Genomic DNA, 14,381 nt, shown 5'->3' with positions numbered 1-14,381 from the left:
TCGCCATGAGGATGCCTGGCGGCGAAAAACTCCGGAAACCGTTCAAGGGAGCGAGTTTTCCGGTACTCGGGCGCTTCATCGTCCGTCACCCGCTGATGGTCATCGCGGCGTGGGTCGCACTGGCGATTGCCCTCTTCCTGGCGATCCCGCCGCTACCGGTCGTGGCGGTGCTGAAGCCGCCTGCCTTCCTGCCGAGCGACTCTCCCGTGCTCGTCTCGAGCACCGAGATGAAGCAGGCCTTCAAGGAGCCCAGTTCGGACAACGTCGCGGTCGTCATCCTCAGCGACCCGGCTGGGCTGACCGCCGCCGATGACGCCACCTACAAGACGCTCGTGGACAAACTCCACGCGGACAAGTCGAGTGTGGTTGGTACGCAGGACTTCATCGCGATTCCCGAGCTGAAGCAAGCCCTCCAGAGCACTGACAACAAGGCCTGGCAGCTGCCGGTGAACATGGTCGGTGTGATGGGCACCGGCGACGGGCAGGTGGCGTATCGAAAAGTCGTCCAGATCGTCAAGGACACGACGGCGAACACGACCCTGACCGCCAACGTGGTCGGCCCGGCGGCGACGATGGACGATCTCACCTCGACTGGGGCGGAAGACCAGCACTTCATCGAGATCGCCACGGTGTTGATGGTGTTGACGATCCTCATGGTGGTGTACCGCAACGTGATCGCGATGCTGCTGCCGCTGGCCACGATCGGGCTCTCCCTCGTCGTGGCACAACAGGTGGTGGCAGGACTCGGCCTCTATGCAGGCCTGCCCGTCGGGCCTCAGACCCTCGTCTTGATGACGGGGTTGTTGATGGGCGCGGGAACCGATTACGCCGTGTTCCTGTTCAGCCGCTACCACGAATTGGTGCGGAACGGACGGACGACGGACGACGCGCTCGTCGAGGCACTCGCCTCGATCGGCGGAGTGATCACGGCATCGGCGGGAACGGTGGCCATTGCCTTCGCCGGGCTGGCCTTCACGACGCTTGGCATCTTCCAGACCATCGGCCTTTCCCTGAGCTTCACCATCGCGACCGGCTACTTCGCGGCGATTACGATGCTGCCCGCCCTGATCGTGCTGGCCGGGCGCAGGGGCTGGATCAAGCCGCGCAAGGACATGACGGGCCGGTTCTGGCGACGCTCCGGCGTGCACATCGCGCGCAGGCCAAGGGTTCACCTCGTGGCGAGCCTGGTGATCCTCATTGCGCTGGCAGCAACCGTGACACTGGCCAAGTACAACTACGACGACCGCAAGACGTTACCGGCCGATTCGCCGAGCAACCGCGGTTACACCGCCATGGATGCGCACTTCCCGGTGGCAGGCACTCTGCAGCAGTTCTTGATGGTCAAGTCTCCCAACGTCGACCTGCGCTCGCCACGGGCATTGGCCGATCTCGAGCAGCTGGCACACCGGGTCAGCGCACTTCCCGGCATCGATCTGGTGCGGGGCATCACCCGACCGACCGGCGACGTGCTCGAGCAGGCCAAGACCAGCTTCCAGGTTGGCGAGGTCGGTGACAAACTGCTCGACGGGTCGACGCAGATCCAGGCCGGGGACTCGGATCTGAACCGGTTGAGCGGGGGAGCCCACCAAATGGCCGACGTGCTCGGTGACGTCAAGAGCAAGGTCGTCGGTGCCATCCTCCCGGTCCGGAGCCTGGTGAGCTCACTTGCGGACATGCAGACCAAGATGGGTGGGAGCAAGTCGCTCGACGACGTCGACAACTCCTCCGGCCTGGTCGCCAACATGCGGGGACTCGGTAGAACGCTCAACGACAACATCTCCAAGATCGCCGGAATCTATGCGTGGGCGGATCCGCTCGTCAACGTGCTCAACAACAATCCGCTGTGCAATCTCGACCAGCGCTGCATGGCATCGCGCAACGACTTGAACATGGTCGTCACCGCCTACGAGGACGGAACGCTGACCAAACTGTCCGATCTCGGTCAGAAACTCGAGACCTCGACCGGGGCTCAGACGCTCGACGAAGTGGTTCCCGGGCTTGGCAAGGCCGTCGATGACGCGACCGCGGCGGCGCGCCAGCTCGGCGTTGCCGATCCGGCAGGCATCCAGCAGCAGCTCACCAGCGCGCAGGACGGGGTCACCCAGCTCGCGGATGCCAGTCGCCAGCTCGCCGACGGCGTCCAGACGCTCGTCGACAGGACGCGGGACATCGGCTCGGGCATGGACCAGGCGTCGGCATTCCTTCTGGCGATGAAGCGCGATGGCGCGGATCCGCCGATGTCGGGTTTCTACATTCCGCCCGAGATCCTCACCCAGGCCGAGTTCCAGAAGGCCGCGACACTTTTCATCTCCGCGGACGGCCACACCGCGCGCTACCTCGTGCAGACCGCGCTCGATCCGTTCAGCACGGCGGCGATGGATCAGGTGCAGGAGATCATCAAGACCGCCGAGACCGCATTGCCCAACACCACCCTGGCCAACGCCAAGGTTTCGATGGTGGGATTCTCGGTGGCGCAGAGGGACATTCGCGACTACTACAACGGCGACGTCCAGTGGATCATGATCGTCACGCTCATCGTCGTGTTCCTCATCTTGGTGTTGCTGCTGCGCTCGCTGGTGGCACCCATCTACCTGGTTGCCTCGGTGATCCTTTCGTACGTCTCCGCGGTGGGGATCGGGGTGTTGTTCTTTCAATTCGTTCTGGGGCAACAGCTTTCGTGGAACGTGCCTGGTATGGCGTTTTTGGTTCTCGTCGCGGTGGGTGCCGACTACAACCTGCTGCTGATCTCGCGGATCCGCGAGGAGGCGGTGGGTCGCGGCATCCGGTCTGGCGTCATCCGCACCGTCGGATCGACCGGTGGCGTCATCACCTCGGCGGGCCTCATCTTCGCGGCGTCCATGTTGGGCCTGATGGCCAGCAGCATCAGCAACATCGTGCAGACCGGCTTCATCATCGGCGTCGGACTATTGCTCGATACGTTCGTGGTGCGCACCATCACCGTGCCTGCGATGGCAGTCATTGTGGGCAATGCGAATTGGTGGCCGGCGGGCAGGAAGGCGGCGAAGCATCGGCGGGTGCGCTGGCAGTCGGTGCACGACGAGGGTCGAGTCACCGAGTTGGCCGCCGCCGAGTCGGTCGTTCAACAGACGGACGCAGAAGAGACGGACGCTGCCGAGTTGAACGGTGTCGTCGTCGAGGAGAAGCACGAGGTCGACGCCCCCGAGGTGGACGCGGCCGCCGCCGAGGTGGAGGTCGACGAAGACGAGGCGGACACGGCCGTCATCGAACAGAACGACGCCGTCGACATCGACGAGAAGGACACGGCGATCGATCCGCTCGGCGAGATCTGCGATGCCGATGCCTGCACGATCGTGGAGCCCGTGCGGACGCTACGGCACTATCCGCTGGTTGCGGAGAACTGTCAGGACGACTGGCTGCCAGTGCCCGCCGAAGCCAGCTCCTCGTCGAGCCGCGCGAACTGAGCCTTGCGGTACTGCTCGGCACACGCCGAGCGGCGGATCTTGCCGCTAGTGGTGATCGGGATCGAGCCGCGAGACACCAGCACCAGATCTGCCGCGGTCAGTCCGTGCGTCGTCGAGATCGCTGACGTCACATCGCGTTTGACGGACTGAAGCGTCTCAAGGATCTCTGCGTCGGTGTCGCCGCGCTTCTTGACCTCGATGATCGCGACCAGTTGCTCGGTGCGGTCGTCCTGGACCGAGATCGCGGCAACACGGCCGCCGGTGATCTCGGTGATGGTCGCCTCGATGTCGTCGGGATAGTGGTTGCGCCCCCGAACGATCAGCAGGTCCTTGATGCGTCCGACCACGTAGAGCTCGTCCTCGAAGATGAAACCGAGGTCACCCGTGCGCAGCCACGGTCCCGCCGGGGTGTCCGCGGACGGTGCCTCGATCACTCCGTTGAAGGTCTCCTCGGTCTGCTCGGGCTTGTCCCAGTAGCCAAGGCAGATGTTGTCGCCGTACAACCAGATCTCGCCGACCTTGCCTGCGGGGCACTCGCTGCGAGCCTCGGGATCGACGATCCGCACCTCGGACCGTAGTGGGACGCCGTAGCTGACCAACGGTGTGCCGTCGGTACTTTCGGTCGGTATGGCGTTACCCGCGGACAGTTCGTCGAGGTCGAAGCTGACGGCCTTCGGGACGTCCGGCGTGCGTGTAGCAACGTACAGCGTCGCCTCGGCGAGGCCGAAGCACGGCTTGATCACCTTGTCGGAGAGGCCGAACTTGCTGAACCGCTGAATGAATCGCTTGAGCGTGGCGTCATGGACCCGTTCGGCGCCGCTGATCCATCCGACCACGCGACTCAGGTCGAGTCCGGCCATGTCTTCGTCCGAGGTGCGGCCGGCGGCCAACTCGAAGGCGAAGTTCGGCCCTGCCGTCAACGCGTTGTTGGCGCCGGCAACCAACTGCATCCACCGGGCCGGACGGGCGAGGAAGGACAACGGTGTGGTTACCACCGTTTGCCATCCGCCGAGGATGGGGGCGCACACGCCGAGGATCAGGCCCATGTCGTGGTAGAAGGGCAGCCAGGAAACGGCAGTGGTACCTGGAGGGGAGACTTTGCCGTACTCGGGGAAGAAGTCCCGCATGATCTGTTCGAAGTTCGCCGCCAGGTTCCGGTTGGTCACCATGACGCCCGCAGGTGTCCTTGTCGATCCCGAGGTGTACTGCAGGTAGGCGGTTTCCGGTCGGGGCTCCTCGCGACGGATGGCCCGATTCCTGGTGTCCAGGTCCAGCCGGTCGACCTCGAGCAGGGTCGCCGCGTGGCGGCCGTCGGACGGCTGCACGTAGGGGGCCACGGTGTCGGCGATCGACGAGGTGGTGAACACGACGGTCGGTGCGGCATCACGCAATACCGCGGTGACGCGCTCATCGCTGGCTCCGACCATCGGGATCGACAGCGGCACGGCGATGAGGCCCGCCTCAAGCGATCCGAGGAACGCGACCAGATACTCGAGGCCCTGCGGGGCGACGATGACGGCGCGATCACCGGTCTTGGCGATCCCGCTGAGCTCGCGCGCGAGGTTGGTCGTGCGGCGGTAGAGCTGGGCCCACGTCAGGGTGGTCGATACGCCGTCCCAATCCGACTCGTAGTCGACGAACGTGAACGCCGTGTCATTCGGCTGCAAGCTTGCTCGCTCGCGGAGAATCTCGGGAATCGACGAGCCGGACATCGGCTGGCCCCTCTCAACAGCAGGAGTGCGGGAAACAGTAGCTAGAGCTTAGGGAATCAGAGCACGGGAGGCGGCTCCATGGCCAAACGGTGCAGGGCGCCGGGCGTGGGCCGAGCCGGGTATCGTCGTCGCAACGACGCCCGTGGTAGTGGAACAGCAAATCAACTGAGGTTCACCATGATTCGCCAAATCATATATATGTGCACTACGAACTGCTGGGCTCTATTCATCGTTCGTTGCCGGAGCGTCAATTAGCTCATTCAGGTACAGGTGGGCGATGCGTTCGTTCGCCCACACGGTGATCCAGGCCACACCGGCGAGGCGGACCGATATCGTCTCCGAGCGTGACCACGCATCTGGTGGACCTGGCGCGCGAGATCGCCGACGAGGTCCTGTTTCCCGCCGCACTCGACGTCGATTCCAGCGGCGAGATCCCGGACGGTCACTGGCGCGCACTGGCCGACGCCGGCCTTTACGGGATCGCGGCACCGCTCGAACTCGGCGGTCCCGGACTAGAATTCGCGGACCTCCTGGAGATCCTCGAGATCATGGCGGGTGGATGCCTGGCCACGGCGTTCACCTGGGTGCAGCATCACGGGGTGCTGGCGGCGCTGTCCGCGTCGCCGAACACGGCCCTGCGCGATGAACTGCTACCGGAGCTGATCGCAGGCCGGACCAGGGGTGGCGTGGCATTCGCCGGTGCCGTGCCCGTACCGCCCAGGATGCGCGCAGAACGGGTGGACGGCGGCTGGCGGTTGTCCGGTCACGCCCCGTTCGTCAGCGGCTGGGGTGTCGTCGACGTCCTGCAGGTCTCGGCGGGCGACGTCGACTCTGGCGACATCGTGGCGGGCATCATCACCGCCGAGCCCGCGGCGGGAATCACCGGCGTGTCCCACCAGTCGCTGTTCGTCGCCGACGCCACCGAGACCGTCTCCCTCGACGTCGACGGCCCGGTGATCCCCGATGAGCGCATCGTCAGCCGGGTCACCCGCGCCCAGTTCATGGCCGCCCAGAACTTCGGGTCGAGACTCAACGGCACGCTGCCGATCGGGCTGGTGCTGCGCTGCGCCGCGCTGGTCGAGGCGGGGGACCGGACCGACGAGGCGAAGGCATTGCGTGCCGACGCCGACGCGATCCGCGGGAGGCTGGACGCCGGACTCGGGGATTCGGCCCGACTGCTCGAAGCAAGAGCGGACGGCGCCGAGCTTGCCGTGCGGGCCGCGGCCACCCTGGTCGTCAGCGACGGCGGGTCGGCACTGCTGAGCGCATCGCCTGCTCAGCTGCTCGCCAGGTACGCGACGTTCACCCTCGTCGCGGCGAGTCGTCCGGAGCTGAAACAGTCTCTGGTACAGCGGTTTTCGCATCGGCGCTGGTGAGCTTCACCGCGACGATGACGCTGTCGGGCCAGATCTTCCTGGTGGTCGCACGGCGCAGCTTCTCACGCCAGGATGGATGGCGTGGACACGAAGTTGTCGATTGGCGAAGTGGCGCGGCGTTCGGGCGTGGCGGCCACGACGTTGCGGTACTACGAGGATTCGGGTCTGCTGCGCCCACCGACCAGGGTCGCAGGGCGCCGACGTTACGACCAATCGGTGATGACCAGGCTCGAGGTGATCGGTTGCTGCAAGACGGCAGGCTTCAGCCTCGACGAGATCCGGGTGCTGCTGACCGACGCCGATCCAGGACGTCCGGTGAGTTGGTCGCTGGCGAAGGCCAAGCTGGACGACATCGACACGCAGATGGCCACCTTGCGGCGGGCCAGGGAGATCATCGACTGGGCGATGAACTGCCCGTGTACCTCGGTCGACGCCTGTGACTGCGGCACTCAGGTGGTCAGCGGCTGGCCTTGCTGAACCACTTCGTCTTGATTCGCCACGAGTGCGCCGACGCCAGCGCGAAGCCGGCTCCGCACCCGCAGGCGAAGATCCACACGAAGGTGCCACCCTCGATCGCCTGCCACCCCGGCACGAACGCCGTGACGAGGCGGACCGTGCACGCGGCGACACCGCTGACCGAGGCGATGAGATAGATGTTGGCGACGCGCCGCGACCGCGGATCCCTTCGCAGCACCAACAGCGCACGCGCTCCGTAACCCAGCAGGTAGATCAGGGTGCCGCAGAGCAGCAGCCAATACATGTTGAGCCAGAAGTCGGTGGGCACCTCGAAGAAGTCCGTCCGGTAGATTCGCGCGCCGTTGCCCAACGTGAAGGTCGCGAACAGGATCGGGATGCACAGCGTGGCCGGAAGCTCGACGTACTGCTTGAACGTCTTCCGCATGACGTGGTCGTCCTGCAACCGGCCCATGGTGTTGTAGACCACTGCCGACGCGGCCACGATGTACAGGTCGTGGCCGATGTAGTCCTCGAGATTCCACTTGCCGGTCAGGGCGTGCAGCCAGTGCCCCAGGGTCTCGGAGGCCAGCGGTGACATGAGTAGCACCGTCACGCCCTGCAGTGCGATGTTGAGGGTGGCGGCAACCTCCCAGCGGCACGACCACGTGACACGCCGAATCCACAAACTCCATGCAATGCATGCCATGGTGATCGTGATCAGGACTGTTAGTGCCATCGGGGTCGCCTTCGAGCTGGAATGCCGTCAGCAAATAGTACTGCTAAAGCGGGGGTGCGTCGGGTCGCGGCGCCAGTTGCGACAACTTGGGCCGCCGAACCGTCTGGGTGTCGGTTTGGGTGTCGGTCGCGGTGGCGACGCTCAGCGGCGCCGTCTCGAGGTACGTCCAGACCTCTTCGCGGCTCATCAGGCCAAACCGAACCTGCAGGTCGGGATAGCTGAGGTGGAACCGGTCCGCAATGTGGCGCAGCTCCTCGGCGTTCGGATAGTCCGATTCCTTGATGCGCCGGTAGTACGTACTACTGGACGTGCCAAGAGCGTCGTAGATCGCCTTGGCGTCGACATCGCCGTCGAGCAGGTAATCGAGCAGGGCTTTGAGTTGCCTGCCGTTCTCATCAGTGCGCGGCACAGCTATCACCATAGACCCGGTTCCCGGGATTGGGCAGTAGCTATCGAAAAGAGGAATGTCGACCGATAATTGACACGGTCGTCACAGTTTTGGTAGAGGTCTCCCACTTTTGGGAATTTGCTGTAATCTCGGTCACATGAAGTCCGCAAACTTGCAGATCACCGATTACGACGTCGCTGGCAGTCGAAAGGACGGCGACATCGCAGTCCTTTCCGCGGAGATGTCGGAAGTCCTCACACAGGAACTCGACGGTGCGAGCCTGGCCCTCGGGGTGAGCGCCGACGACATCCTGCTCGCCGCGCTCGGCCGGGCGATCCAGCGAACCATCGGCGAGGGTGTGGCCGCCGTCGACCTGCTGGGTCATGGCCGCACCATGTATCCGGTGCAGTTGTCGTGCGTTGGTCCGCAGCGCGTCGACGCGACCGAGATGCTGGCCGGCGTCCATCACATGACGGCGGCGGCGTCGCTGCGACGGACCGTGCACGGCGTGCCGGACGATCCGCATGCGCAACCGCTGTCCGACATCCTCTTCGCCAACGAGACCTGCGAGCCCGAGCCCGCGGGACTCGGGCACCTGCTCGAGCTGTACGCACACCGTCGTGGCGAGGTTCTGGTGCTGGATTGGTGGTACGACGCTCCCAGTTTCGAGCGCCACACCATCCAGGAGCTCTCCGAGCAGCTGCCGTACGCGCTCGTCGAATTGACCTCGGAGGCCGCCGCGCCCGTCTTGGCCGGCACCGAGTTGGCGATGGCCCACTAGCCAAACAATTCGCTTCGCGAAACCCCTAGCCTCTAGGATCGAGGCCATAGGCACCGATCCGGCCATCACCGGGGAGCCTTCGGAAGAACGGCTGATGAAGCCCAGTAGAGCCGAACGGGTGGGCCCGTCAACGCCCGAATGAGCGGCGTGCCTTCCCGGGGCGAGCGAAGCGACGGGGACTAGATCTGGTGCGCAAGCGGGGTGGTACCGCGGCGTTCGCGCATACGCGCTGCGTCGTCCCCGTGCCTGACGTTCTGGCACAGGAGACGACCGCGCAGTGACTGCCTACCCCAAGCCGGCCGGCGGGGCCCCCAACTTCCCGCAGCTCGAGACCGAGGTGCTGGACTACTGGGACGCCGACGGCACATTCCGCGCCAGCATCGATCGGCGCGATGGCGCACCGGAGTACGTGTTCTACGACGGCCCGCCGTTCGCCAACGGGCTGCCGCATTACGGCCACCTACTCACCGGCTACGTCAAGGACATCGTGCCGCGGTACCAGACCATGCGGGGCTACAAGGTGGAGCGCCGGTTCGGCTGGGACACCCACGGTCTGCCCGCCGAACTCGAGGTGCAGCGTCAACTCGGTATCACAGAGAAGGCGCAGATCGAAGAGCTGGGGATCGACAAGTTCAACGAGGCATGTCGCGCGTCGGTGCTCAAGTACACGCAGGAGTGGCGGGCGTACGTAACCCGCCAGGCCCGCTGGGTCGACTTCGACAACGACTACAAGACGCTGGACCCCAGCTTCATGGAGTCCGTGTTGTGGGCGTTCAAGCAGCTGTGGGACAAGGGCCTTGCCTACGAGGGTTATCGCGTGCTGCCGTACTGCTGGAACGACGAGACCCCGCTGTCCAGCCACGAGCTGCGGATGGACGACGACGTCTACCAGAGCCGCCAGGATCCTGCGCTGACGGTGGGTTTCCTGGTCGTAGACGGCGAGCTGGCAGGCGCACGGCTGCTGATCTGGACGACGACCCCGTGGACTCTGCCATCGAACCAGGCGGTCGCAGTCAACCCCACGATGACCTACGTCGAGGTCGAAGCGGCCGACGGCAACCGCTATGTCCTCGCGGAAGCCCGCGTCGCGGCGTATGCCCGCGAGCTCGGCGAGGAACCGACGGTGTTGAGGACCTTCGCCGGAGAGCAACTCCTTGGCATCCGCTACTTGCCGCCCTTTCCGTACTTCATGGACTCGCCCAACGCCTTTCAGGTCCTTCCCGGCCCGTTCGTCACCAACGAGGACGGCACCGGCATCGTGCACATGTCGCCTGCCTACGGTGAGGACGACAAGGCGACCGCCGATGCGGCGGACATCGCAGCAGTCACGCCGGTCGACTCGAAGGGCCGCTTCGACTCGACGGTGCCGGACTACGCCGGACAGCACGTGTTCGACGCGAACCCACAGATCATCCGCGACCTGAAGAACGGCAGCGGCCCCGTTGCGGCCAACGGCGCCGTGCTGCTGCGTCACGAGACGTATGAACACTCCTACCCGCACTGCTGGCGGTGCCGGAACCCGTTGATCTACCGCGCGGTGTCGTCCTGGTTCATCAAGGTCACCGAGTTCCGGGATCGCATGGTGGAGCTCAATCAGGAGATCACCTGGTATCCCGAACACGTCAAGGACGGCCAGTTCGGCAAATGGCTGCAGGGTGCCCGCGACTGGTCGATCTCGCGAAATCGCTACTGGGGCAGTCCGATTCCGGTATGGAAATCCGACGACCCGGCCTATCCCCGAGTCGACGTGTACGGCAGCCTCGACGAACTCGAGCGCGACTTCGGCGCACGCCCGGCCGATCTTCACCGGCCCTACATCGACGAACTGACGCGGCCCAACCCCGATGATCCGACGGGGAAGTCGACGATGCGGCGCATCGAGGACGTCTTCGACGTGTGGTTCGACTCGGGCTCGATGCCGTATGCACAGGTGCACTACCCGTTCGAGAATCAGAAGTGGTTCGACGGCGTCAGCGGCGCCGGCGGCGAGGTAGGGGTCGACGCGCACAATCCCGCCGATTTCATCGTCGAGTACATCGGCCAGACCCGTGGCTGGTTCTATCTACTGCACGTGTTGGCCACGGCGCTGTTCGACCGGCCCGCCTTCAAAACCGTTGTATCGCACGGCATCGTGCTGGGCAGCGACGGGCAGAAGATGAGCAAGTCGCTGCGCAACTATCCCGACGTCACCGAGGTTTTCGACCGCGACGGCTCCGATGCGATGCGGTGGTTCCTGATGGCTTCGCCGATCCTGCGGGGCGGCAACCTCGTCGTCGCCGAGCAGGGGATCAGGGAGGGCGTCCGGCAGGTGCTTCTGCCGTTCTGGAACGCGTACACGTTCCTTGCGCTGTACGCGCCGGAGAAGGGCACATGGCGGACCGACTCGACGAACGTGCTCGATCGCTACATCCTGGCCAAGCTCGCGGTGCTGCGTGACGACCTCACCGAGGCGATGGACACGTGTGACATCTCCGGAGCCTGCGATCAGATTCGACAGTTCACCGAGGCGCTGACGAACTGGTATGTGCGACGGTCGCGTTCGCGATTCTGGGCCGAGGACCCCGATGCCATCGACACCCTGCACACCGTGTTGGAGGTCACCGGGCGACTGGCGGCTCCGCTGCTGCCCCTGATCTCCGAGGTGATCTGGCGCGGTATCACGGGGGAGCGCTCGGTGCACCTGACCGACTGGCCGGAACTCGGTCTGCTGCCCGCCGATCCCGATCTGGTGGCGGCCATGGACCAGGTCCGCGACGTGTGCTCGGCGGCATCGTCGCTGCGCAAGGCGAAGAACCTGCGGGTGCGGTTGCCGCTACCGAAATTGACTGTCGCAGTGGAGCACCCGGACAAGCTTCGGCCCTTCGTCGATCTGATCGCCGACGAGCTCAACGTCAAGGCCGTCGAGTTGACCGACGACATCGACGCCTACGGCCGCTTCGAGCTGACCGTCAACGCCAGGGTCGCAGGGCCGCGGATCGGCAAGGACGTCCAGGCCGCGATCAAGGCGGTCAAGGCCGGCGAGGGCGTGGTCAACCCCGACGGCACGCTGACCGCAGGTCCAACCACGCTGCTTCCCGAGGAGTACAGCTCCAAGCTGGTCGCTGCTGACCCGGCGTTCACGGTGGCGCTGCCGGGTGGAGCGGGTCTGGTGGTGCTCGACGGCACCGTCACCGAGGAACTCGAGGCCGAGGGCTGGGCCAAGGACCGGATCCGCGAACTGCAGGAGCTGCGCAAGTCCACCGGGCTTGACGTGTCCGACCGCATCAGCGTCGTGATCGACGTGCCCGCCGAGCGCGCTGGCTGGGCGGAAACCCACAGCGGCCTGATCGCGCGGGAGATCCTGGCCACCAGCTTCGAATTCGGCGAGCTGCCCGAGGGTTCAGACATCGGCGACGGTGTCAGGGCGTCGATCGCGAAGGCCTGAGCAGGTAGCGCGAAGCGTTGAACGGCGCAGGCGTCCCTATCTCTGCTGTGTGCTGATCGGTGACTGCGACCGCACCTGCAGCCGGGTGCGGTCTGCACGGAACAGGTCGACGGAGTACTCGATGGGGCGGCCGTGCTGGTCGTAACCGGTGCGCTCCAGTTTGAGCACGGGCGTGTCCGGCGGCTGACCGAGCAAGGTGCCCTCCGCGGCTGATATGGCGGCGATCCCGATGGACTCGTCGGCGACGCAGATCTGCAGCCCGAATTCCGACCACAACGTTCGGTACACCGACTTCAACTCGGTACGCAGCACCCACGAAAGCTCGGCACGCAGGTACATCAGTTCCAGCGACAGCGTCTCGCCGTCGGCATGGCGCAGCCGCAACAGTGACACCACGGGTTCAGACCCGGGCAGCGCGAGGGCCGCCTTGACCCGAGACGGCGGAGGTACCAGCCCAGTTTTGATGACGGTGGTGCCGTCGCGGAAGCCCTGCTCGTGCAGGATCTCCGGGATGCCCTTCACCGTGTTGAGGCTGCGCAGGATGCCGCGACTGCGGCACAGCGGCCGTGCCGCCTGTGGCGAGGCATCCCGCTGCGGCAGCTGCGTGAGGTAAGCGCCGCCCGCACGGCCCTTGACCCGACGGATCGTTCCGTCCAACTCGAGTAGATCCAGGGCCTTGCGAACAGTGGTGCGCGAGGTCTCCAACCGCTCGGCCAGTGCCCGCTCGTTGGGCAGCCTCGCCTCGCCGCGTTCGGCGAGTTCGTCGGCGAGTCGTCGGAGTGCCTCGTGCGCATTCTCGAGCAACAGCATGACCTGGCCTCCTTCCGCCGGCCCCCGTGGTGTCGCCCTCCACGGTAGGGCGGCACGTCGTGAGTCGCATGTTCGCGCGGGCAAGTTCACAGCGACACCGCGGCGAGAGTGCGCAGCAGCCGTTACACGTGCGTAACACCCGGTTCAACGAACCAGAAATGGTCTATCGGGATCGTTGTCCTCGTGAGCGAGAGTCGCACGCAGCGCATCCAGTTCGGCCTGCAAATGGCCGAGGTGGCGGGACAAATGTCGCGCCAGCACTTCGACACCCGAAGTCTGCGCGTCCAGACCAAGGCCGACGGGTCGCCCGTCACCGAGACCGATCGGGATATCGAGCAATATCTGCGCGCCGCGGTTTCGAACGAGTTCGGCGACGACGCCTTCGCCGGCGAGGAGTACCCCGACATCGACGGCGACAGCGGATACCGCTGGATCGTCGACCCCATTGACGGGACCAAGTCCTTCATCCGAGGAGTCCCGTTGTACGCGAACCTGATCGCGCTACAGGAAGGTGACGAGATCGTCTTCGGCATCATCAACATGCCAAGCGCCCGCGTCATCGTCCACGCCGAACGGGGCAAGGGCTGCTGGAAGAACGGTGCGCGGGTGGCGGTGTCCACCCGAGACGTCCTCGACGGCGCCTACGTGATGGCGACCTGGTTGGAGGACTGGGACCCAGAGGTCATCGGGGACCTCCACGCGCAGGGTGTGGTCCTGCGCACCTGGGGGGATGCGTTCGGGTACGCAATGGTGGCCTGTGGACTCGCCGACGCCGTCGTCGACTACACCGCACAGCCCTTCGACTTGGCACCGATGTCGGTGATCATCGAGGAGGCCGGTGGCAGGTTCTCCAGCCTCGACGGTCGCCGAGTATTCGACGGTCGCAATGGGATCGCCAGCAATGGGTTGGTCCACGACACGCTGTTGTCGTACGTGGCGCCCGGAATTCGCCATCGAGCTCAAGGAATTCGAAAATGAAAGATCACGTTCGGGCGCTCAGTCGCCGGTCCATTCTCACCTTCTTCGGGACGCTGTATGCCCTGGCGCTCCTGTTCGCCCTCTTCCCGCCGCTGTATCTGTGGGGCAGCGGAATCAGCTTCGAGATCTTGGGCATCCCGTTCGCGATCATGTACTGGATCATCGATGCCTTCGCCCTCGGACTGACTCTGACGGCGTTCTACATCGTCGAAGACATCCGCGGCGAACTCGATGACGACTCGCTGGAACCCGTCACCGAAAACCTTGGAGGCTGACG

Annotated in this window: 11 protein-coding genes; 7 read left to right on the top strand and 4 right to left on the bottom strand. The window is 65.1% G+C overall.

Translation table 11 applies throughout. From position 1 onward, the window contains the following. The first annotated feature begins 5 nt into the window (after nucleotides 1-5). Entirely contained in the window at nucleotides 6-3,443 is a 3,438-nt protein-coding gene (locus tag HNP02_RS00950) for an MMPL family transporter (RefSeq protein WP_255506087.1), read from the top strand. On the opposite strand, the gene HNP02_RS00945 is transcribed toward HNP02_RS00950, so the two are convergent. Continuing rightward, nucleotides 3,383-5,155, bottom strand: a complete 1,773-nt coding sequence (locus tag HNP02_RS00945) for an AMP-binding protein (RefSeq protein ID WP_184433217.1) — start codon at nucleotides 5,153-5,155, stop codon at nucleotides 3,383-3,385. The genes HNP02_RS00950 and HNP02_RS00945 overlap by 61 nt on opposite strands. Before the next feature lie 344 nt (nucleotides 5,156-5,499). Here HNP02_RS00945 and HNP02_RS00940 point away from each other — a divergent pair, with 344 nt between their 5' ends. Further along, entirely contained in the window at nucleotides 5,500-6,531 is a 1,032-nt protein-coding gene (locus tag HNP02_RS00940) for an acyl-CoA dehydrogenase family protein (protein ID WP_309241351.1), read from the top strand. Between the two features lie 81 nt (nucleotides 6,532-6,612). After that, entirely contained in the window at nucleotides 6,613-7,008 is a 396-nt protein-coding gene (locus tag HNP02_RS00935; protein WP_309241350.1) for a MerR family transcriptional regulator, read from the top strand. Here the strand turns inward: HNP02_RS00935 and HNP02_RS00930 are convergent. Continuing rightward, nucleotides 6,989-7,723 (bottom strand): hypothetical protein, encoded by a 735-nt coding sequence (locus tag HNP02_RS00930; RefSeq protein WP_184433212.1) that lies wholly within the window; start codon nucleotides 7,721-7,723, stop codon nucleotides 6,989-6,991. The two genes, HNP02_RS00935 and HNP02_RS00930, sit on opposite strands and share 20 nt — an antisense overlap. Nucleotides 7,724-7,766: 43 nt before the next feature. Beyond that, on the bottom strand, nucleotides 7,767-8,132 hold the full coding sequence (locus HNP02_RS00925; protein WP_184433209.1) for an XRE family transcriptional regulator: 366 nt from the start codon (nucleotides 8,130-8,132) through the stop codon (nucleotides 7,767-7,769). 136 nt (nucleotides 8,133-8,268) lie between these two features. Between HNP02_RS00925 and HNP02_RS00920 the strand changes: the two genes are divergently transcribed. Beyond that, the gene (locus tag HNP02_RS00920; RefSeq protein ID WP_184433206.1) at nucleotides 8,269-8,892 is read left to right on the top strand and encodes a hypothetical protein; all 624 of its coding nucleotides are present in this window, start codon (nucleotides 8,269-8,271) and stop codon (nucleotides 8,890-8,892) included. 277 nt (nucleotides 8,893-9,169) lie between these two features. Beyond that, the gene (ileS, locus tag HNP02_RS00915; RefSeq protein WP_184433203.1) at nucleotides 9,170-12,316 is read left to right on the top strand and encodes an isoleucine--tRNA ligase; all 3,147 of its coding nucleotides are present in this window, start codon (nucleotides 9,170-9,172) and stop codon (nucleotides 12,314-12,316) included. A 36-nt stretch (nucleotides 12,317-12,352) separates the two neighbouring features. Here ileS and HNP02_RS00910 read toward each other — a convergent pair whose 3' ends face one another. After that, entirely contained in the window at nucleotides 12,353-13,126 is a 774-nt protein-coding gene (locus HNP02_RS00910; protein ID WP_184433199.1) for a GntR family transcriptional regulator, read from the bottom strand. Nucleotides 13,127-13,309: 183 nt separating this feature from the next. Between HNP02_RS00910 and HNP02_RS00905 the strand changes: the two genes are divergently transcribed. Together HNP02_RS00905 and HNP02_RS00900 are read left to right on the top strand one after the other, a co-directional pair. After that, nucleotides 13,310-14,104, top strand: coding sequence for an inositol monophosphatase family protein (locus HNP02_RS00905; RefSeq protein ID WP_184433197.1), 795 nt, complete (start codon nucleotides 13,310-13,312; stop codon nucleotides 14,102-14,104). Then, entirely contained in the window at nucleotides 14,101-14,379 is a 279-nt protein-coding gene (locus HNP02_RS00900; RefSeq protein ID WP_184433195.1) for a hypothetical protein, read from the top strand. The genes HNP02_RS00905 and HNP02_RS00900 overlap by 4 nt, the downstream gene beginning before the upstream one ends. Nucleotides 14,380-14,381 lie beyond the last annotated feature (2 nt).

It is taken from the genome of Mycobacterium sp. AZCC_0083 (assembly GCF_014202335.1).
GTDB lineage: Bacteria > Actinomycetota > Actinomycetes > Mycobacteriales > Mycobacteriaceae > Mycobacterium.
This window is presented reverse-complemented; position numbering and strand designations above follow the sequence as displayed.